Origin of the sequence: Bartonella sp. AP4SXKL, from assembly GCF_042195845.1 — a bacterium.
Lineage (GTDB): Bacteria > Pseudomonadota > Alphaproteobacteria > Rhizobiales > Rhizobiaceae > Bartonella.
Window position 1 is genome coordinate 75,669 of record NZ_JBHIPA010000010.1, and the last position, 22,582, is coordinate 98,250.

Here is a 22,582-nt window from a genome sequence, read left to right on the forward strand (position 1 = left end):
GTCTATGCTCACTATTATTATGGTTGACATAAATAATCTGCATAATTCAAAATCAATGCATGATATTTAAAATTAACCTATAAAGCTTACAAGGCTTTTACAAAATCATTATTTTTTTAATTTATAGATTAAAAGAGAATTTTTTATCTACTAATAACTGTTTAAAGAAAATAAATAAAATTATTTTCTTATTATTTAAATTTTCACTCTCATAAAATAGTTAAAAAAGAGAAATATAAGCAGCATTCATTGCATCTTAATACTGAATAATTCCAGCATATCTTATCATATAAATCTCCTTACCTCTCTCTTTTTCTATTTGAACTGAAGCGAGCTTTCCAAGCAAGGATGAATTAACAATCGAACATTCATGATTTTTCTAGAAAATACACCAACAAGCTACTTCTGCTCATTTTATGGACTGCACTCTCAATAGCTTTGATCAGCACTTCAAATATAATTATTTTATTGAAAATACTTTTTATACATTCTTTCTTTGCTCTCAATGAAAGCTTTTTTATTTTTCAAAACTCTTTTTATAATCATAAAAAGGCTTTGAAATACAACATGTTGATTTATAATCATAATTTACTGTTTTGCATATTAAATGAGAGTCCCGAATAACGTAAGATTCTCTCATTTCAAACCTGTTTATCTTGAATCAATCAAAATCATTTGCTTGCACGTCACAAGCAGGGCTGGCGTATGAGTAAAAATGTATAAGAAAGGAGTAGAAAGACCTCTTATGAAACATCTTAATGCAAGAGTTGCCGTAACATTGGAGGGCGGAGCTTGAGCAGAAAATATAAATAATATGATTGCTTTTTATAATAGCGCAGTAAAACGTTTTAACGATACCTATTCATATGCTGATCGAACAACACGTGCATGTGCTATAGATAATTTTGTCACTTTAGATATAAAAAAGATAAGTTGGAGTTATAATGTTACGCAAGAACTAATAAGAGGAAAGGTTTTTGAATTTGAAGAGGCATGCCTCACTCAGAGTTCATATCATCCTTTTACGCAACAGTGGTTTTATTATAATCGGAATCTCAACGATGGAATTTACCAAATGCCTCGTATAGTCCTGATAGGACAAAAAATTGAAAATAGGATGATACAAATTACAGGCATAGGAGCACGAAGCGTTTTTTCTGTATTGATAGCTAAGAATTTGCCTAATCTAGATGCAATAGATACAGGTCAATGCTTTCCACGGTATCTTTATAAAAACGTTGAATCTCTGTAACTGTTCATGATGAAAAACAATCCCATTTGTTTGCAAATTCAATAAAGGAAAGAAAAACATCTGGTTTACAGAGGCGTGATGCCATTACGGATGAAGGACGAGCACATTTTAAAGCTGCTTATCCTAGTGGAGCATAACAAAGACGATTACAAATTTCTAGATAATGAAAACAATGGAAAAGACTGAGGATATATGATTACAATGAGAGGCTTTAAGCCTACAAATATTATAAATTTTATGAATAGTACAGTTTAAAGCATTAAAAGCAGTCTTACAGTAGATTTACAATGTATGGGGATAATTAGTTGCCTATAATAAGTTGCGCTCATACTGATAAAGATTATTCTGCTATAGAAATGTTGTGCTTTTTTGAATTTTTGTGCGTATTCAAACACTCATTCGTTACAAGCTCAATCTCTTTATCTCGTGCCTCTTTATCAAGAATAATAGTATTTTAATATAATACCCCTTTACATACAAATAGTTATTTCTTATCTATGAATAGCTTATAATTTCATATAACTCTATGAAGATAATATTTTTTATTTATCAATATTTAATGATGTAATTAACACATTCATTATATATAATAATCTTTATTTCTATCTATTTACATAATATATTTCTTTTTTTTATAAAAATAAAATTGAGTTATACATACATAGATCTATCGGTATTTTTTCTACTGTCTTTTTAGCGCACTGAAAGATTGATATCATAATTTTTGTATAATAAAATGCTCTTTCATATAAGCATTGTATATTGAATTATAATAATTGACTATTAACCGCAAATTATATTTTTTTATCCCTTTTAAAAGTGAAAAATATTATTTTCAGACCTATTCATAAGTAGATGAGCCAAGTGAATAAAAAATGTTTGATAATAAGCTTTATCTCTTATGAACTATCTTTAGTACAAAGGGACAACATTACGATTACGGAAATATCGTGATATTATTGGGTATAAAAATCACACTGCCCAAGAGATTTTTGTATTGTATCCTTTCCGTTATGAGAAATGTTAAAAGCAAGGTAGGATATGCTCTCTAGAGAAAATGAGTGAATGAACCACCACGGTGATATGCATTTTTAAAAAAGTAGGAAGTATCTTTGCTTCAAATTTAATAGGCACATTCTAAAAATAAAGGTTCTACCGACTCATTCCAAATAGAATAGTAATGGGACAAAAATTTTTCAGCATCTGTTTGTCCCATTGCAACAACCTCTTCTAGAGGATTAAGAAAATTTGTTTCATCAAAACCATTCGTATCATACTGTTTGCGATTTTTTAAGCCTTTGCGAGCAATAGCGAGAGCTTGACGTGCTAACTCTAAAAGAATAGTTTGACGAAAAGGAGTTCTTAACCCTTCTTTAGGAACGCGTTGGCGCAACTCTAAAACTTCTTCAAAACACCAATCTTTTGTCAAAGCCTCTGCCTCATTAAGTGCTTCCCTATCATAAAGAAGCCCAACCCAAAAAGCCGACAACGCACAAATGCGCTTCCAAGAACCACAATCAGCTCCCCTCATTTCTAAAAATCTTTTTAAGCGGACTTCAGGAAATAACGTTGATAAGTGATTAATCCAATCTCCCATGTTTGGAATTGAATTTGCAACTTGTCCTTTTAATGCTCCATTCATAAACTGACGAAACGTTATGTGTGTACAATCATAATAACGACCATCACGCACAACAAAATACATTGGAACATCAAGGGCCCATTCAACATAATCAGCAAAACCAAAACGCTCAGAAAATACAAAGGGCAGAACGCCTGTCCTCTGATTATCCGTATTACGCCAAATTTCAGAACGCCACGATAAAAAGCCATTTGGGCGCCCTTCTGTAAAGGGCGAACTTGCAAATAATGCCGTTGCAATGGACTGTAACTTCATGGATACTTGCATTTTTCGCCGCATATCACTTTCAGATGAAAAATCAAGATTAACCTGAACTGTTGATGTGCGATACATCATATTAAGACCATTATACCCCACTTTAGGCATATAATCAGTCATAATCTGATAACGTGATTTAGGCATTCGCGGCGTTTCAGCTAAAGTCCACTTTGGACTAGCTCCAAGACCTAGAAAACCTATACCTAATGGTTCTGCAATTTTTTTGAGAAGAGTTAAATGCTCCATCAACTCGTAATATGTATGGCTTACTGATTTTAATGGTGCACCAGATAATTCAAATTGTCCCCCAGGTTCCAAAGAAATGGCTCCCTGATCAACTGATCCTACGAGCCCAATAATATTCTCTTCATCTAAAATAGGTTTCCATCCTAAGGCGCTTTGCATCCTCTCTAAAAGCGCTCGGATTCCCCTCTCTCCTTCATAAGGAACAGGGTGAAAACCATCTCTATAAAACGGAAATTTTTCATGTTCTGTACCAATGCGCCAATCATCTTCTGCTTTATACCCCCCTTGGAAATAGCTAACCAAAGAATCTAAGTTATAAATTTCACTTTCATCAGTTATATCAAGCGCCATAACTTACCGTATCCTATAATTGGTATCATCATCTTAAATAAATTGTTTAGAATGATTTTACAGATTTCTCAATCCATTGCCCAATCCCCCACGGTAGCATTAAGAAGAGCCAAAGCAGCAACAGCGGCAGTATCAGCGCGTAAAATACGCGGACCTAGTGATATTGGAAACACAAAAGGATGTTTTTTTAAAAAGCTCCGCTCTTCTTCACTAAAGCCACCTTCCGGTCCAATAAGAATACCAGGTGTTGTAACGTCACGCTTTTTAAAAGAAGGTAATGGATTATGCAATTTATGCTCTTCATCACAAAAGAATAAAGGCTGTGTCTCATCCCACTGTGCTAAAAGTTCTGCTAATGATAGAGCCGATACGCATTTAGGAAGAGATAAAATTCCACACTGTTCAGAAGCTTCAATAACATTGGCTTCCATACGCGCCATATTGATACGCGTAACCTGCGTATGATGCGTTATAACAGGCTGCAAAATCGATACCCCCATTTCAACAGCTTTCTGCACCATATAATCCAACCGCGCATTTTTGAGTGGAGCAAAGCAATAAATAAGATTGGAATGCGTCGTTTGTAATCTTTCTTGATGGATAAGCTGAACCACAACAAATTTTTTCTTAACAGTGATAAGTTTAGCAAGCCACTCACCATCCTGTCCATTAAAAAGTAAAATTTCTGCTCCTTCTTTCATACGCAAAACATGCATAAGATAAGAAGCTTGTGCCCCCTCTATCTTTATTTCTTCATTCAAAGCCAATGTCTGTCGGATAAATAATCTTTTAAGTTTATAATTTATGCGCATAAAAATTTTGCCAATGCTCACTATCGTCATCGAGAAAATGAAGAAAAATATATAGCAAAAAGAAAAAATTATATCTATAGAACTATAATATATTAAAGAATTATAGAGTTTTTTTAGCTTTATGAGATAATAATAGGAACTTATAGATCCTTAAGTGATTCTGCTTTCATAAAAGTTTAAATAATGCACCATTCATCTTTGCATTCAGTCATTGATGCATCCGTGGAGGAAAAATATGTCTGCTAAAAAAGCTACAATTATTACGATTACAACCCTCTTAGCCTTTATTTTGATTACAGTGGGAATTGGTTCTGTTGGAGCCGACGGGAAGCATACAATTACCAAAGATGGCTATGGTATTTCTTCTGCGATTCAATAAGCACTGGCCAACATCCTCCTTAAAATTTTAATGTTTTTTAGCAATTTTTATAAGATTAGCACCGATATTATGAATCTCTTGTATTTGAAAGATTCCATAAGAAGGTTTTTTATTCCTCTCTTCAGTCATTTATCTATACCAACCTCACTTATTATGACGGTGAGGATGGTTTTTACTGCTTCACGACGAACGGATTTAAAATGAGAGAATCTTCCGATAATGGGAGCTCTGATTTAAATTTAAAAGACAATTTTAAGTTGCAAAAAGACGAATTACCATTATAGGATAGAATATTATACAGATGAAAAACGATACTCAATCTGCGTTAATATCTTTTGTAACCCAAAAATCGCCATGATTTTGTCCTTTAGAGCTTAGAGAAAATGTAAAAGGCCATGCAAGGCTATTAGCAAGACATTGGACATCTTTACATAAAGTTTCTGATCTATAGTTTTTGCGTAGTTGTGCCTGTAATATCAGTTCATTTTCCTTCCCTTGCGCAATAGCAGTTGCAATGATTCCTTGAATGGATAAGCTCAAGTCTGCTGTACGCATTAATGACTCTGTTACCTTCATCATACCTTCTGAAAAGCTTGTCTGAATATCCCAGTGATCAAATGTTGTTGAAAAAGTATCATTATTCATTAAAAGAAATTGTTGTTTATTTGAAAGTCTTGTTTGTAATTCATTCAGATCATACCCTAATAGCCGACCAGAAGACATCTTCAGTGTTAACTCACCCTGCATTTTCGTAAAAATTTCTGGCCAAGAATCAGCAAGTGTTCGTACCGTTGCAGTAAAATTCGTTTTGCTTTGTATAAATGGAATAAATCCCAAGATTTCTAAAGTCTCCTGCATATCAATAGAAGCACCTGAAATATTTCCTCCAATACGCACTTTCTGTCCAGCTGAAGTAACTTCAATATTACTTTGCACAGATCCACCAAAAATATTCGCATGTCCAAGATCAAAAATACCATGACCATCTCTTATTTGTATTGCAGCAGCTAAATTTGTGAGTGAAATATTTCCTATTTTAGCTTGTGGCGCAGAAAGTCGTATATCCACGCCAATACAATCAAAAGTTCTCATGTCAAAGCAGGCATTTTTCTTTTTACCTGAAAAAAACATTGAACCCAAGAGGCTAAGGTCTAGATTATCAAAGGCTAAAGAGCCCATGACATTTGGTACATAATCTTGAAAATCGAGTTTTAAAGCTCCTCGCGCATTGGCTTTCCCCATCGTAAATGTAACATTGTTCATTTGGATATGCATTGGCTGCGCTAAAAAATGAGATTCCCATACAATGGGTATTTTTAATTTATGTCCCCAAAACTGATTTCCACCAACCCAAGACAATGTCTGATTCCATCCAGGAGAACGCATTGACACTTTTCCGTCAAAAATATAATATTCAGATAATCGAGCCTTTCCTGTAAAAGTTATTCCCCCACGTACAGAATTGAGACTTGCCCTAATATGACTTTTGCCTCCAGCAAGAAGCAGTAATGCTTGAGAAGCATCAAGTGATAATTTTGTAAACTCTCCGCGCCAACGCGCATCTGCACGTAACCGTACTTCCTGAGTTGATTCCGGCCAATCTAAAGTTGCATTTAATCCTGTTATTTTTTCTGCTACTCCTGAAAAACTATCGTGATACACAAGAACACCATTTTTAATGACAATCCGTCCAAAAGGTTGTTTTAAAAGGTGCTCTATCTCTGGATGCTCAGGATTATGTTTTAATATTTCACGCGTATTACGTATTGCCACCCCTAATGCACCTTGTGAGCGAGAAAACCGATCAAAAAAATCTGCTATTGTTTTAACAGGCTTTTCCATAACAAATTGAGGACGCATAATCCGCGTCTCTGAAAAAGAAATATGTCCCCAAAGAAGATCGACGACAGAAAGATCAACTTCTATTGATTCAGCTTCCATTAATGGCGCAACATCATCCATTTTTGATGTTAAAGTAACGCCAGAAAGAAATGCTTTAGGATAAGGAAAAAGATGTAACCGCGGTGGATCACGCAATTGCACATTGTAACCCGTCCACGCACTTAAATCCTGCGCTAAACGAATACGAATCGCATCTGTAGAAATAAGATAAGGTAAAACGAGAATCCCCACTCCAAATAAAAAGATAATTGTAATAAAAACTCCGCTCAAAAATTTTATTATTCTGATGCGCACATTATCCCTCTATACTTATCCCCCTATAACAGATTAAAAACAAACTTAAATGATCATAAAAAGTTTTTATAATCCTATAATTCACTATATCCACTTTGTATCTTCATTATTTTTGTTCTTTATCCAAAATTTATTCAAACAGCAATGTTGCTGCTTCTTTATAAAGCAATTATTTAAAAGTCTTCAAAACTATAAATCCACAACATTATAAAACCATTCTTACTGTTCTCATATGAATATTGCTATAAAACTCTATCGTATTATTAGAAAATGCTTTACAAAAAAAACAAACAGCCTTACCGAAAGGATCTCTGAATGAATAATATTATCGACGGAAAAAAACTTGCTGAAGAGATTATTGTGAAAGTTAAGGCCGAAACAGCAAAGCTCCGCCATCACTATAATATACAACCTAGTATCGCTGTTATTATCGTTGGAGATGATCCTGCAAGTCAAGTATATGTCACCTCAAAAAATAAAAAAGCCGAAGAATGTGGGTTTCTTTCAATCAAACATGTCGTTTCCAAAGAAACGCAAGAAAAAGAACTCCTTCAACTTATTGCAACATTAAATTCTGATCCCAAAATTCATGGTATTTTGGTACAGCTGCCTCTCCCTGCTCATATGAATACAAATCGCATAACACAAGCCGTTGCTTTCCAAAAAGATGTTGATGGTTTTCATTATATTAATGTAGGAAAACTCGCGGCAAATGCACTTGAAGATGCAATTATTCCCTGCACTCCAGCTGGTGCCATGATGATGATTGAACAACACTGTGGACGAGATTTATCTGGACTTGATGCTGTCGTTGTTGGACGCTCTAATATTGTTGGAAAACCTATGGCTGCCCTTTTAACAGCAGCCAATGCCACTGTGACAATTGCCCATAGTCGTACCCGTGACCTTGATGATGTGTGTCGAAGCGCTGATATTCTAGTAGCAGCTGTAGGCCGCCCACAAATGATTAAAAAAGACTGGATAAAAGATGGTGCAATTGTTATTGATGTCGGTATTAACCGCGTTGCTGCACCAGAAAAAGGTATAGGGAAAACACGTCTTGTTGGTGATGTCGATTTTGAAAACGTAAAAGAAAAAGCTGCTGCGATCACCCCTGTTCCAGGAGGCGTTGGACCAATGACAATTGCCATGCTTATGGTTAATACACTCAAAGCCGCCGCGCGATCACACAATCTGCCGATACCAAAATTCTAAAAATTGTAACAATTCCTTGTATATGGTTTCATTGTATATGATTCAGCTTATTTATTTTTGCATTTTTCATGTCATAAAAACAGATGCCCCTTGATCTGCACGATTAACGGATTGACGAAAAACATGAAAAAGTTCGCGTCCAACACCATGTTCATTTTTTGAAAGATCAGGAGGCGTGGTTGTTCGCGCGTTAAATTTTGCTAAATCCTCCAAAAGAGTTAATTTACCCCCATGAACATCAAGGAAAACAATATCACCATCCTGCAAACGTGCAATGGGGCCATTATCCACTGCTTCTGGTGTCACATGGAGAGCAGCAGGAATTTTTCCTGATGCCCCTGACATACGACCATCGGTTATCAATGCTACCTTTTGACCGCGATCTTGTAAAACGCCTAAAATGGTCGTTAACTTATGAAGCTCTGGCATACCATTGGCTTTTGGTCCTTGATAGCGAATAACAGCGATAAAATCTTTATCATGCAACGCTCCAGATTTAAAAGATTTTTGTAGTTCTTCTTGATCATTAAAAACAAAGACTGGTGCTTTAATCTGCCAATACTCTGGTTTAACAGAGGAAACTTTTATAATAGCTGTTCCCAAATCTCCCGATAAAACGCGAATACCCCCTTCAGGCTGAAATGGCTCTCTCCACCCCGCTAACACCTTATAATCACCACTTTCCTTGAGAGCCGCTTCACGTACCACATGACCATCAGCAGAAAGCTTTGCTTCAATTGCATAAGCATTGAGATCTTTACCAAAAACCGTAGAAACATCTTCATGTACCAAACCTGCCTCGATAAGCTCGCGAATAATAAATCCCATTCCCCCCGCAGCGTAAAAATGATTAATATCTGCTAAACCGTTAGGATAAATGCGCGCTAAAAGAGGCACAACGGATGAAATTTCTGCAATATCATGCCATGTCAATTTAATACCGCAAACAGCAGCCATAGCAATCAAATGAATCGCATGATTGGTAGAACCTCCTGTTGCATTTAATCCTACAATGGCATTCACAAAAGAACGCTCATCAATGATCATACCAAGTGGACTATAATGATCACCAAGATCTGTCATTTCAAGTACACGTTTCGTAGCTTCTTTTGTTAAAGCATCACGCAACGGTGTATTCGCATTAATAAAAGAAGCTCCAGGCATATGAAGCCCCATCATCTCCAGTATCACCTGATTAGAGTTAGCTGTTCCATAAAATGTACATGTTCCTGGCCCATGATAAGAACGTGCTTCCGATGCTAGAAGTGTTTGGCGATCTATTTTATTTTCCGCGTAAAGTTGACGTATCTTTGCTTTTTCATCATTACCTTGACCACTTGTCATAGGACCAGCAGCTATAAAAATTCCTGGTAAATGACCAAATGTTAGGGCACCAATCAATAAACCTGGCACAATTTTATCACACACCCCAAGATACAATGCTGCATCAAAGACATCGTGTGATAAGCTTATAGCTGTTGCCATTGCAATTACTTCACGCGAAAAAAGGGAAAGCTCCATCCCCGCATTTCCCTGCGTAACACCATCGCACATCGCGGGAACACCACCTGCAACCTGTGCAACACCACCAACCATACGGGCCGACTCTTTAATTAAGTGAGGAAATTTTTCAAAAGGTTGATGTGCTGAAAGTATATCATTATATGCCGTGATAATGCCAATATTCCCAACGATATTTCCCTTCAAACGCTCTTTATCTATTGCACCACAAGCAGCAAAGCCATGAGCCTGATTGGCGCATCCTAAAAAACTCCGTTTGGGGCGATGAACTTGTGCTTTCGCAATACGATCTAAGTAAATTTCTCGTGTTGATCGAGAACGTTCATAAATCCTTCGTGTAACTGTAGCAATTGTCTTGGAAAGTGCCATATTTCTCTCCCCCTTTCATTGTTTCTTCCCCTCATTCATTGAGAGAGATTACGTTTTATTCACCTTGTGTCGCATATTTTGATTCACTTATTTCATTTTCTGCAGGCGACCAATAAACCTGAACGAGATGAGGGGAATTACGCAAAATTGCCCGAATAGGCATTTCTGTTTCAGCCCCATCTTGACAAGCTTCCTCAAAACAATCGCGTTTCTGAAAACCCTCGAAATGGAGAATAATGCAACGAGATTGCATAATAACTGGCAAAGTTAGTGAGAGTCTTGGCTCAACAGCACTCTTAGCATGAAGGGGTAAAACAAGTGCTTGTGTTCGTAAATCAAGCGCTTGCTTTAAACGATCAGCATCAGGAAAAAAAGAAGCCGTATGTCCATCCTCCCCCATTCCTAAAACAACAACATCAAAGGGTTTAGGCAAAGTATTAACACGACTCGCCGCTGAAAAAGCAGCAAGTTCAGCAGTAATTGCTTTATGATAAAGCCCTACAAAACGTGCTTTTTCGGCAAAATTTTGTAACAAATGACACCGTACCATATGTTCATTTGAACGTTCATCGTGTGTAGGGACAAAACGTTCATCGACCAAAGTGATAATGATCTTTTGCCAATCAATATCTGCTTTTGACAAATAATGAAAAAACAATTCTGGTGTTTTACCACCAGACACCGCTAAAACTGCTCTCTTGCGCTCAAGAACAGATACACTAAGCTCTGCGGCTACTCGATCTGCTAATGCCAAAGCTAAAGTCTGAGGGGTTTCAAAGTCTAAACGATCAATATTCATTCTATACATACTTATTGCTCTAAACTAAATTGTTCCATATACGTCCATCACGTTCCATGAGGCTCATCGAAGCAGACGGACCCCACGAACCAGCGTTATAACTGTGAACAGGCTGTTTTATTGCTTCCCATCCCTCAATGATTGGATCAATCCAACGCCAAGCAGCCTCAACTTCATCACGACGCATAAACAGTGTTTGATCTCCACGAATAACATCCATTAATAAACGTTCATAAGCATCAGGATTACGTTCAGAAAATGCGGAAGCAAAACTCATGTCTAATGGAATGTGACGAAACCGCATACCGCCATAACTTGGATCCTTAATCATCAACCATTGTTTTACACCTTCATCAGGTTGGAGACGAATTACAAGCCGATTAGAAAAAATTTCATCTAAATCCACATTAAAAATATTATGAGGAATAGGTTTAAAAACCACAACAATTTCAGACATTCGCGTGAACATGCGCTTACCTGTTCGTAAATAAAAAGGCGTATTAGCCCAACGCCAGTTATCAATCTTAACCTTAAGTGCTACAAATGTTTCACTCTTACTCACTCTTCCTAGATCATCAAAATAAGACTCTACCGATATACCATTTGATAGACCAGAAAGATACTGCCCACGTACAGTATGCTGCCCTACATTATGGACATCAAGCGGTGTTAAAGAATGTAAAACTTTAAGTTTTTCATCGCGCACAGCATTAGCACTGTTGGTAAATGGTATTTCCATCGCAACCAAACAAAGTAACTGTAGCATATGGTTTTGAACCATATCGCGTAGAGCACCAGTGCTTTCATAGTATTCTGTACGCCCCTCTAACCCTAAAGATTCAGCAACGGTTATTTGAACATGATCAATATAATTGGAGTTCCATAGCGGTTCATAAAGTGTATTAACAAACCGCAATGCCATTAAATTTTGAACAGTTTCCTTCCCAAGATAATGATCAATGCGAAAGATCTGCTCTTCATTAAAGGCGCTTGCAAATACATCATTAAGTGAAATAGCTGTTTTTACATCGCAACCAATTGGTTTTTCAATGATAATCCGTGTTTGTGCTGTCACCAAATTATTTTTTCCCAACTTCATCGCAATATCAGCAAAAAGTGACGAACCAACAGCCAAATAAAAAGCTCGAATATCTGCTGAATCTTGTGACAGAAGGAGAGCTAAATCCTCCCACCCTCGATTTGAGGTAACATCAACAGAAACGTAAGTTAAACGTGCAAGAAAACGATTGAGTTCTGTTGAATTGAGATCTTTTGGATGGATATGTTTTTCTAAAGAAATGCGAACAAAATTTTGATATTCTTCACAACTTAAGGAAGTGCGCGAAACCCCAATAATACGTGTTGGCTCACTGAATTGCCCAGCACACTGACAATGATATAAAGCCGGCAAAAGCTTGCGCAACGCCAGATCACCATTGCCACCAAAAACAATACAATCAAAGGAAGAAACTGGAATAATTTTACGCACCATGAACTTGTTTATTTTTCTATTCGATTATGAAATCCCATATCACTTATAAAAGCTTTCATCATTAAAGCAGACAGATACTAAATAAGCCATTAATTTTCTTCATTTCAAGCAATGTTTACATTAAAGGCGATCCAATAAAGAAAACCAACGCATTGCTAAAAATATAAGCGGATAACGCAAAACGCGTCCCCCCGGAAAAGATGAAATCTTTAAGTCTTGGAAATAGGAAAAACGTTCATATTTTCCAGTTAACCATTCTGCGTATAATTTTCCCACGAAAGGAGCCAGCATAACGCCATGCCCTGAATAACCACCACAATAAGTCATCCTTGAGAAAAGTTGGCGAACATAGGGCATGCGTTCAACTGTGATGGCAACCGTTGCTCCCCACCGATGGCTTAAATTGATAGAATGTAATTGAGGATAAATTTCAACAATTTGCCGTTTTATACGTTCATCTAAATTTAGAGGATGCTTATTATCATAACTTTCTACACCACCAAATAAGAGACGATTATCAATGCTTTTGCGAAAATAGCGAACCATAAAACGGGAATCATCAACCGATTCCCCCCCTATAAGAATTGAACTATGCTTTGGTAATGGGTCCGTTGCTCCAATATAAGAGCGAATAGAAACAATATTTTTCTCAATAAAACGCTCCAGACCAAGTTTATACCCATTTGTTGCAAGTAAAACATGCTCTGCTGTTACACTGCCTTTTTCTGTTATTACTTTCCAATGTGCTCCCTTGCGCCTTATGGTCGTTACTTGTGACTTCTCATAAAGCTTAGCACCAGCATCTTGTGCTCTTTTTGCCAACCCAATAATCAATTTTAAGGGATTTATATGACCGGTATCCGCATCATAAATACCACCACAATAAAAAGTTGATCCAAGTCGCTCAAATGTTTCAGCCTTATCCATAAAAGTAAGCGCGTGATAGCCATAACGCTGCATCGCCTCAATATGCCGTTGATAAGAGAGAAGCTCACGCCTTTTATGAGTTACAGAAAGCTGTCCTCCTATCAAATCACACGGACAATTAGGCATTGCGCATAAAGCTAAAATATCTCTTTTAGCTTCTTCTGCCAAATCAAACAGAGCCTTACTCCGCTCAAAACCATACTTTTTTTCTAATGTTTCTACCCATTGCCGTTGCCCTGTTCCCAGCTGTCCACCATTGCGCCCTGAAGCACCATCACCAAAACGTGATGCTTCAAATAAAACAACATCTACTCCAGCCTTGGCTAAATGATAAGCAGCCGAAAGACCCGTAAATCCGCCTCCAATAATGACCACATCACACTGTCTGTTTTCACAAAAAGAAGGATACGATGGACGTTCTCTTAAAGCATCTTCATACCAAGAAATTCCTGGAGAAATTGAATTATAATCAATCATCGTCATAAAATTTAAACATTCAGCAGGAGATATTCACGCTCCCACGGACTGATTACTTCCATAAAAGTTTCAAACTCTTGGCGTTTGATTGCAGCATAAGTACTGACAAACACATCCCCTAAAATAGCACGTATCACTGTATCTTGTTCAAACAAATTGACTGCCTCAATGAGTCCACGCGGCAACTCAATATTATCAGCGTTTACATTATTTGTCGCTGGCTCATCCGGCTCAATTTTTTGTTGCAAACCAATAAGACCACACGCTAAAGAAGCTGCAAGAGCTAAATAAGGATTCGCATCTGATGAAGGAAGTCTATTCTCAACACGTCGCGCTTGAGGAGCAGAACGGGGAACTCGAAAAGCTGTAGTACGATTATCATATCCCCATCGCAAATTAACAGGAGCCGAATTATCAGGGACAAGACGTCGATAAGAATTCACATAAGGTGCAAGCATCACAAGTACCCCTGGCATATGTTTTTGCAATCCACCAATAAAATGGCGAAAACAGATACTTTCTTCACCATTTTCCTGTGTAAAAATATTCATACCGGTTTTCTTATCAACAACCGATTGGTGAATATGCATAGCAGAACCCGGCTGCCCTTGAATGGGTTTTGCCATAAAAGTTGCATACATATTATGTTTTAGTGCTGCTTCACGAATTGTTCGTTTAAACATAAAAACTTGATCCGCTAACTCAATAGGATCACCATGACGTAAATTAATTTCAAACTGACCTGCTCCTTCTTCATGAATGAGGGTATCAATTTCCAATCCTTGTGCCTCTGAAAATTGATAAATATCATCTATCAAATCATCAAATTCATTAACACCAGCAATGGAATACCCCTGTCCACCACCAATTGAACGCCCAGAACGACCAACCGGTGGAACTAACGGATAATCAGGATCGGGATTTTTTTGTACCAAATAAAACTCAATTTCTGGTGAAACAACAGGGCTTAAACCCATTTTTGTGTAAAAGTGAACCACCGTTCGTAAAACATTGCGTGGTGTGTAATCTACAACCTGACCATTTTGATACACAAGATCACAAATCACCTGTGCCGTAGGAGCATCTTCCCATGGAACAATGCTTAACGTAGAAAGATCAGGCTCAAGGCGTAAATCACCATCTGCTTTAGGATATTCAAAACCATGACCATCTTCCGGATAATCCCCTGAAATTGTTGCCATAAAAACTGCTGAAGGCAATGCCAATGATGTTTCCGATGTAAATTTTTTAGAAAGCATCATCTTGCCCCGTGGTACCCCTGCTTGATCAGGCGTAATACATTCAATATCCTCTACCTTACGGAAAGCAAGCCATTGTGAAACTTGTTCCCAATTGTGCACACCACGTAAACTTTTGAGAAAACGAGAAACAGGTTTAAAATTCTTACTTTTCGTTTGTTTACCATTTTTTACATCCATAACATACCAACTTTAAAAACAATCAAGTCCTATTCTTATTGTATCAGCCCATGCATAAACGACACGAAAAAAATTTATCAACTGATATTTTGAATAATACTATAAGATCCATCAAGGTAAAAGAACTTTACGCTCAACAAGCTATCCTATCACCATAGTGAAAAAATTGATATTGCACGCGATACATCGGTGCGAACCTTCTCCTTATATAAAACAGCGAGAAATACCATATTGTACGTAACCTAATTCCGATTCAAATAATCATATATAAACAAACATTGGCGAGAATAATAAAGGCGAGATATTTAATTTCCTTTTGGTTGTAGCAATGCTTAATTAAAAGAAAGGCAACTTTTCTTTTAATATTATGAAGCAAGTTTTGTAACTCTATTATTATCCACATAGAAGTAAACACCCTAGGATGGTGAGTAGCCTTTACAGCTAGTGCTTACAAACACTCACCCCGCCATAATATGCGTAAATGTATTTTCAGGATAAGACATACGCTCAGCATTTCCAATATGAAACTTAACCATCGCCTGCATAATAGAGCTATCAACCTTGTTCTGAGCGGATGGTACAAACTCTGCACTTATATCAATTTCCACCGCTTGACATTGCTCTTCGCACACAATATTTAGAGCTGAGAATCCAGTAGAGCATACCAAATCCAATAGATAGGAATTTTTGCTAATTGCGCCATGCGGGATCCAACATCTGATAGTCTCCAGCCCACTAGGAGATGTGTTATTTATATCTAAAAAGCCAAAAAATCAGGATATGAGAACACAATAATATCAATTTCCTTTGAACTAAAGTCCTTCATCGTCGATCTTCCACCATCGTAAATTTTTTTTTGTATCAGTTGCTTTCACATACTTTGACTTCTGACCTAGTGATACTGTGCAGATTGAGTACACATCCCCAGAGCCCAGATTGTAATTAAGTTCGTACCATTCTGCTCTTTTATAGAGCTAATATTTGAAAATAAATAACCATAATCTTTAGATATAACACGCCTAGGTTCAATAATTACCGTAAGCTTATGTAAACCACAACCCAATTGTGATAATGCCTCATAAATTTTACGAGGGTATTCGTCATTGATCGTCATGGCATCGCAGAACGCTGTGGAAGTCGGATATCCCCGCCTAAACTGATAAAACTTTTTTGATCCTTCAATGCGTAAATATCCTTTCCAGCCTTAGTTAAGGTGGATACTATTAACTCAGTCGAATTCAAATTAGAGCCCACATGAAAAGGCGCCCCATTAAGCCTAATCCTATTGGATTCTAGCAAAGATAATGCGGCACGTAACTCCGCCGCAGTCATACCAAAACGCGATCTATCCCCGTTTGCCAGTACATGGCACAATCTCAATGAGATTTTAGGTAGTATATCAAAATGGCGTGCAAGAGTGATGATGTCATGTAATTCGATAATATTATCACACTGGATATTTATATGTTTTCTAATAGGATAACTCTATCTCTTCTCGAAGTTTTACAGGGATATTAAAAAATGTATCTCTACCTTTAAAACCATCTTTTTGCGCTAATGATATCTCATAACCAGACGCAAATTCCAAGTCCCAGCAACATAACAATGATGCCCCGCACGTCCATTAAAATACCCTGCTTTTTCTCGCCCTAGGCATCCATAGCCCGACCACGTAAAACAGGATACCAATTGCAATATCAGACCATAAGGCTGCAAGAGAAAGTTCTTTTATATTTTTATCTTTACATTGCCTCTTAAACAAGCTCATCTGTTCATATAATGAGTTATATGTATAATACATATAACTTCTACAAAAGGAGGATTCATTATGTTCCGTGAAAATCTTTGGTAATACACTCGGATAATTGGATCACCAGTCGCCCGTCAATAATATAGTGCGCGTTAAGAAATTGGGGGAGATAAGCTATGCAACTCGTGGATCATCCTTTTGTGAAATTCGATCAACTCAAGCTGATTTACAACTTCACATATCCGTTATTTCGCACTATTTCAAATGAATTTTACAATTACCTAGACTTTAATAAGCTAGCGCAAAGTAAGCAGATTCCACAAGCGCGTACCATTTCTCTTTATTTGCATATTCCCTTTTGTGAAACCATCTGTTCCTTCTGTCCCTTTCAGAAAGGGGCCTACAAGCACGTTAAGCAAATCGAATCTTATATGTCAGCGCTTACCACAGAGATCAGAAACAAAGGAAATTTCATTCGCTCGCTTAGAGGGCCCATCCGCAGCATCTATATAGGGGGCGGCACACCGTCGCTTTTGTCTGCAGATAATATCCGCCACATCGGAAAAGTATTGCATGCCGAATTTGAGCTCTCTTCCTTAACTGAGCTTACACTGGAAAGCGAACCGAAGAGCGTCACACGTGATAAACTTTATGCTGCCCGTGAGATCGGCGTTAACCGGATCAGCTTCGGTATACAGAGTTTCATTGAGCGTTTCCGATCATTGTTTAACCTCACCTCAACACGTGAACAAATCAACAATACCGTAGCTTGGTCACAAGAGATAATTGGACATGTCGGTTTAGACCTACTATATGGCATGCACAGCCAGCAAGCCGAAGAACTATTATACGATTTGAAGCAAGCCAGCGAGCTTCACCCTGAAACCATCAACCTCTATGCAATTAACAATCTGGCTATCACGTCGCAACTGCATAAGTCTTACGCACAAAAAGGGCTAAAGCCATCCAGCCTACAGCATCGACAGATGCTTCGCTTATTTAGCGACATCGTTATGCGCAGCTGCGGCTATGCGCCGTGTAATGGGCATTCCTATATCAAAATTGCCAATAACACTCCTCTAACGCTCGCTAAAACGAGTTCAGCTAATTATTTCCGCTATCACAAATATTTGCATGGTTATCATGACGATTATGTGGTTGGCTTCGGGGCGTCAGCAATGTCGATTCTCGGCTCACTCGTCACACGAGCCAATCCCAGTCGAAGCGGATACATTACCGACATACAACTTAAAGGCAAATCCAAAGTATACTACAATTGGGTATCAGCAGAGCAACAAGCCTCCAAGGCTTTGTGTATGAGGCTACCTTATAACGGTTATGCCAAAAAAGAAAGAATTGACTGGACCGCACTCCCCTCTTTCGTTTACAATAACCTACAACAGCTCATAGGTGCAGGTCTCATCGCAGAAAGTGATAACGATCTCCAGCTGACTCAGCGTGGTTGGCAATGGTATTCCAACCTTATGTATTTTCTTCTACCTCAGGCAGATAGGAATATCTTGGACGGCTATGTCGCAAACATGCTGAATACAACCGCCGTACTTGATGGACCAGCGGAAACCTGTGTGGCATCTTAAGGAGAACAGAATGTTCACGCTTTTTGCCAACAAGAACATACGCTATTTTTGCCTAACCGTTAGTCTGCTCGCCTTACTCAGCGGTGCTTTGCGCACTGCCATCCCGCTATTAGCAAGACAATCTGGATATGGCGTAGTCGGAGTAAGTTGGGCGCAAGGTCTCTTCTCATTAGCGTGGCCAATTTTCGGCATCCTTGCAGGCGTTTTACTTGATCGCTGCGACAAAATAAAACTTGCCACCACAGCTCTCTTCATCTTCATGCTACTGCATATTGTCCTGTTCATACTACTTATGATACAGATTACTCCAGCCGAACAAATTTTCTTCTATGCAACCATTGCTGGATTCATCGTCGTTTCTGCCGAAGCTTATATAATGACGATTCCACCACTTATCATGGAGGGAGAGCGATTGATGACCTTCTACTCTATTGTCTTGTTCTTAGATTTCGGGGTCTCCTATTTTCTTGCCCCTGTCATAACAAGCAGCATTTTAGCGCATAGCACACTGCTATTTCTCGGCCTTTTAATCGTGCTTTTTATCACATTGATTTTTACCGCTCGCCATGCTGTTCCGACATCGCCAACACCTGATAAAGAAAACATCACTTTCCGTTATATCATTGCCGGCTTTCATTTCATTTTTTCAAATCGGCATCTTTCCTCCCTTACATTACTCACATTCTTTCTATCGGTGGTATTTGGAGCATTCCTAACCTCATTCATCTTCTTCGTTACCGACAGTCAGTATCTGGGCCTACATAGCAGCCAATATGGCGTGATGTTTGCAGCCTACGCGCTTGGAACAATGGCAGGTGCCCTATTTGCACCGCGTATACGTTATGCACCGGTGCGCCTAGCTGTTCTCACTGACGGTTTAGGAACGGTTGTCTTGTTGCTGATTCCAGCCTTTTCAAAAAGTGCTGTCGTCGTATGGGGCGTCACCTTTATCGCTGGCATTGGAGCAAGCTTATGGTTTATTGGTGTTACCGCCTTCAGGCAGCGCCTCACACCAAAGCAACTTCTCGGGCGAGCTAATTCTGCTTTTCGAGTGATCGGCTATGCTGGAACGCCGGTCGGAAGCTTTTTGGTCGGCGTCCTTGGTTCTTTTATATCATTGCAGTTTGCTGCCACCTTTATCGCTGGGCTCCTATTGGTGGCTATCGCGATAACGCTTCCTTTTCTTTGGCAGGCTGATCATATAGACACACCCAACCCTGCCACGAGGTAACAGCTGCTTTTTAAAAAAGACACGGTCAAAAAAGGCACACATACCCTATTACGCAATCAATTGATCTATTCTTTGGACGAGAAAATTATCACCATAATGGCTGATAGAGCCAGCGGCACTATAGAAGCAGCCAAACAAGCGCTAAAGACAAAACAGCCCCTTTACGTTGCATTGGGCGATGATCCAACGCCTATATGAAGGATGCAGAGAGCTTATAGCGCACAGAGCGCAATTCTTAACTAAAAACTCCGCCCTAGCAATGCCTACTTATACTCCAGTTAATCCGTCACCCGCTGGACATCAAATGCCTCACCCCTTTACCGCTCCTCAAAATACATTTTGTTGCACTTACGCGCCGTATTCTTCCTTTGTAATTAAAAGACCAGCCCTCCTTTCCTAATCTAGGATCTCTGCCTACACAACGAGCAACAGATGCGACCATATATGCAATCACGCCTTAGGGCCTGCATAGTAGGAAGCTTAGTTCGAGAGATTCATAAAGCCTATATCCCAATAAATTTTCCACCCAATCCACCTTTTAAAAGGGCGGCTTTATATAAACCGTTAGAGCAAGCTATGAAATCCTTAGGTGTATTAGAAATAATTGACGGTTTTTACCTCAGACCAATGTTGATTGACTTTTACTCGTGCATATACGCAAGCGGTGCTACTCTTTTCTTAGATAGAAAGGACATAATCGTTACCATCTGACCTATTATTGTTTGAAAATAAAGAAAAAGTATCAGTGCAACTGATGATATTGAAGAGCTATCTCATTATGTAGCTGTACTTAATTACGGCATTGGGAAGCTAGTCACGTAATCACCCCCTTCTGCGCGCGCCTTCTGCATGATATTCATAAGATTTTATTACGCGGTAAACGCGGTACGTCCAAAAGTCTTAGCGAATTCCGCAAAGCACAAAATTAGCTTGGCGGTACGCAACTAAAGACAGCGTCATTCGTGCCGCCCACTCTTACCACAGCCCCCACTCTCTCTACCACCATCCCCGCTTAGAATCGCGCCAACTCATCACCGGTACCTCGTTAAATACCACACCAGTCTCAAGGGCGGTAAAATGCGCCTTGCTGCATTTAATCTTCAGCATTTCTTTAAGGCGCAAATCAAACTCGCTATTCGTTCCTTTTGTTTCCAGTACAAAATAAAGCTTTTGCGCGCCATCTCACTCTAAAAAACCGCCCAATCAGGCGTATAAGAACCAATGGGAGTGGCTATTTTTAAATTTCTTGGCAGTTTAAAAAACAATCTTACATCAGAGTCATTATCGAGATTTTGCGCAAACTCTTTCTCAATACGGCTCTCACAAATCTCATGATCATAAACACTTTTCTCATTGACCACCGTTGGCCCTATGATCGCCTTTTCCGACCTAATTTTACAGATGTAGAATCAATCTTATTATGATGCGCACATCCAGAGATTATTTTATCCTCTGCATTAGAACCAAAAACATGAACAATACACAGAGGCTTCGGTAAGAAGGCCAACCGCTCAATCTCAATCTCAATCTACACGAAAATGCATGTGCAGGCGAATGCCCCCCATAATATGCAATATTTCAAGCCCGTCCATAGTGGTACCCCTTTTAAAAATTGTGCCTATGGCTTATAATAATCTCCAAAATATACATTTAGCCCTTGTCTGAAATAACTCAATTTTGGATTGATGAGAACGAAAACGCGCTGCGATAATCACGTTGTTCAGCCCTCATGACCGGCAAAAGGGCGCCAATATTCCTGTACCACCAACGACTAACTAACGGTATTTCTTATCATTTTTGATCATATCCTCCACCCTTATTATTTTAAAATTTATACATTTCATCAACAAGATGTGCGCAGCAAGCCCGTACATCTTCGCTGTTCAGTCTCCATGTACGGCCTGCGTTCTCAGACACAAAATCATCTTTAGCCGAAGCAACTTGATATTGCAGAGCTTGTCTATAAAGCGTATGCACAACTGGTACCCCATAAACATCGTATAGTATATAAAAAACACAATAAAGTCAATATGTTGTTTGCAATTATTTTATAAGAATCCACTTAAGAATCCATACTTTTATACGTGATTCATTTGACCATTTTTTATATAAGATTGCCATGGATGAATAGACTGTAAAAAGCAAATCATGATGCAAATATTATAACGCATGTAAACGTTCAAATGAAATGAAAAGCAGATATCATTCATAACAGTTCATAAATTTTATGGTACGTTTTTATCACAGCACAAATCACATTATTTAAAAATTTAGTCGTTTGAAAATATCGATAACATAAATTGTATAGGTTTAAAAAATGGTATGAGTTTTGCTCTTTTTTGAGCTAAACCTTCAAAGGAATAATCGTTTGAAACGGTCATAAGCTTATAGGTTTAGTTTATAAAGATTGCATAAAAGGATTTAAAGACAAGATCGATTTTATAACCACGGTATTTTTTACCGAGGTAGGAAATAAAGGTCATGAAATTCAAAACGCTATATCTCATGAAATGAAAAGCCTTTTAATGAATAGATTGCAGGCTAGTCTTTAAGAACGGAACTATTCGCTTCCACAAAAAAATGGAGGCAAATAATGCCATGGCAGTAGAATAACTATCTACTTTAGAT

Annotated in this window: 18 protein-coding genes; 5 read left to right on the forward strand and 13 right to left on the reverse strand. The window is 38.2% G+C overall.

The window, feature by feature from the left end; genetic code table 11:
- Positions 1-814 precede the first annotated feature (814 nt).
- The gene (locus tag ACFIMI_RS06600; protein WP_375692357.1) at positions 815-1,252 is read left to right on the forward strand and encodes a type ISP restriction/modification enzyme; all 438 of its coding nucleotides are present in this window, start codon (positions 815-817) and stop codon (positions 1,250-1,252) included.
- Between the two features lie 1,123 nt (positions 1,253-2,375).
- On the opposite strand, the gene ACFIMI_RS06605 is transcribed toward ACFIMI_RS06600, so the two are convergent.
- A complete protein-coding gene (locus tag ACFIMI_RS06605) occupies positions 2,376-3,749 on the reverse strand; it encodes a glutamate--cysteine ligase (RefSeq protein ID WP_375612076.1) in 1,374 nt (457 codons plus the stop codon).
- 68 nt (positions 3,750-3,817) lie between these two features.
- On the reverse strand, positions 3,818-4,561 hold the full coding sequence (locus ACFIMI_RS06610) for a 16S rRNA (uracil(1498)-N(3))-methyltransferase (RefSeq protein ID WP_375634705.1): 744 nt from the start codon (positions 4,559-4,561) through the stop codon (positions 3,818-3,820).
- A gap of 235 nt (positions 4,562-4,796) precedes the next feature.
- Here ACFIMI_RS06610 and ACFIMI_RS06615 point away from each other — a divergent pair, with 235 nt between their 5' ends.
- Entirely contained in the window at positions 4,797-4,940 is a 144-nt protein-coding gene (locus tag ACFIMI_RS06615; RefSeq protein WP_273790383.1) for a hypothetical protein, read from the forward strand.
- A gap of 315 nt (positions 4,941-5,255) precedes the next feature.
- Here the strand turns inward: ACFIMI_RS06615 and ACFIMI_RS06620 are convergent, their stop codons facing one another.
- On the reverse strand, positions 5,256-7,136 hold the full coding sequence (locus tag ACFIMI_RS06620; RefSeq protein ID WP_375638023.1) for an AsmA family protein: 1,881 nt from the start codon (positions 7,134-7,136) through the stop codon (positions 5,256-5,258).
- Positions 7,137-7,451: 315 nt separating this feature from the next.
- Here ACFIMI_RS06620 and folD point away from each other — a divergent pair, with 315 nt between their 5' ends.
- A complete protein-coding gene (gene folD, locus ACFIMI_RS06625) occupies positions 7,452-8,351 on the forward strand; it encodes a bifunctional methylenetetrahydrofolate dehydrogenase/methenyltetrahydrofolate cyclohydrolase FolD (RefSeq protein WP_375629801.1) in 900 nt (299 codons plus the stop codon).
- Positions 8,352-8,417: 66 nt separating this feature from the next.
- On the opposite strand, the gene edd is transcribed toward folD, so the two are convergent.
- The 7 genes from edd to ACFIMI_RS06660 all read right to left on the reverse strand — a co-directional run bounded on the left by edd (position 8,418) and on the right by ACFIMI_RS06660 (position 16,851).
- Positions 8,418-10,241 (reverse strand): phosphogluconate dehydratase, encoded by a 1,824-nt coding sequence (gene edd, locus ACFIMI_RS06630; RefSeq protein ID WP_375692358.1) that lies wholly within the window; start codon positions 10,239-10,241, stop codon positions 8,418-8,420.
- A gap of 55 nt (positions 10,242-10,296) precedes the next feature.
- Complete coding sequence (gene pgl / locus ACFIMI_RS06635; protein ID WP_375668500.1) at positions 10,297-11,049, reverse strand: 6-phosphogluconolactonase; 753 nt, start codon at positions 11,047-11,049, stop codon at positions 10,297-10,299.
- Positions 11,050-11,059: 10 nt separating this feature from the next.
- Entirely contained in the window at positions 11,060-12,532 is a 1,473-nt protein-coding gene (gene zwf / locus ACFIMI_RS06640) for a glucose-6-phosphate dehydrogenase (RefSeq protein ID WP_375668499.1), read from the reverse strand.
- Between the two features lie 120 nt (positions 12,533-12,652).
- Entirely contained in the window at positions 12,653-13,936 is a 1,284-nt protein-coding gene (locus tag ACFIMI_RS06645) for an NAD(P)/FAD-dependent oxidoreductase (protein ID WP_375668517.1), read from the reverse strand.
- Between the two features lie 11 nt (positions 13,937-13,947).
- Positions 13,948-15,375: a glutamine synthetase family protein gene (locus ACFIMI_RS06650; protein ID WP_273790377.1), complete on the reverse strand. Its 1,428-nt coding sequence runs from the start codon at positions 15,373-15,375 to the stop codon at positions 13,948-13,950.
- Between the two features lie 458 nt (positions 15,376-15,833).
- Positions 15,834-16,049: a class I SAM-dependent methyltransferase gene (locus ACFIMI_RS06655; protein ID WP_375692359.1), complete on the reverse strand. Its 216-nt coding sequence runs from the start codon at positions 16,047-16,049 to the stop codon at positions 15,834-15,836.
- Between the two features lie 436 nt (positions 16,050-16,485).
- Positions 16,486-16,851 carry a hypothetical protein gene (locus ACFIMI_RS06660; RefSeq protein ID WP_375681072.1) on the reverse strand — a complete coding sequence of 122 codons (366 nt, stop codon included), beginning with the start codon at positions 16,849-16,851 and terminating at the stop codon, positions 16,486-16,488.
- A 450-nt stretch (positions 16,852-17,301) separates the two neighbouring features.
- On the opposite strand from ACFIMI_RS06660, the gene ACFIMI_RS06665 reads away from it, so the two are divergent.
- Both ACFIMI_RS06665 and ACFIMI_RS06670 read left to right on the forward strand, forming a co-directional pair.
- The gene (locus ACFIMI_RS06665; RefSeq protein ID WP_375692360.1) at positions 17,302-18,723 is read left to right on the forward strand and encodes a coproporphyrinogen-III oxidase family protein; all 1,422 of its coding nucleotides are present in this window, start codon (positions 17,302-17,304) and stop codon (positions 18,721-18,723) included.
- Between the two features lie 10 nt (positions 18,724-18,733).
- Positions 18,734-19,954, forward strand: coding sequence for an MFS transporter (locus ACFIMI_RS06670; RefSeq protein WP_375613548.1), 1,221 nt, complete (start codon positions 18,734-18,736; stop codon positions 19,952-19,954).
- A 996-nt stretch (positions 19,955-20,950) separates the two neighbouring features.
- On the opposite strand, the gene ACFIMI_RS06675 is transcribed toward ACFIMI_RS06670, so the two are convergent.
- The 3 genes from ACFIMI_RS06675 to ACFIMI_RS06685 all read right to left on the reverse strand — a co-directional run bounded on the left by ACFIMI_RS06675 (position 20,951) and on the right by ACFIMI_RS06685 (position 21,931).
- Positions 20,951-21,076 (reverse strand): hypothetical protein, encoded by a 126-nt coding sequence (locus ACFIMI_RS06675; protein ID WP_375613549.1) that lies wholly within the window; start codon positions 21,074-21,076, stop codon positions 20,951-20,953.
- 65 nt (positions 21,077-21,141) lie between these two features.
- Complete coding sequence (locus ACFIMI_RS06680; RefSeq protein WP_375612064.1) at positions 21,142-21,315, reverse strand: hypothetical protein; 174 nt, start codon at positions 21,313-21,315, stop codon at positions 21,142-21,144.
- 463 nt (positions 21,316-21,778) lie between these two features.
- Entirely contained in the window at positions 21,779-21,931 is a 153-nt protein-coding gene (locus tag ACFIMI_RS06685) for a hypothetical protein (RefSeq protein WP_375613550.1), read from the reverse strand.
- Positions 21,932-22,582 lie beyond the last annotated feature (651 nt).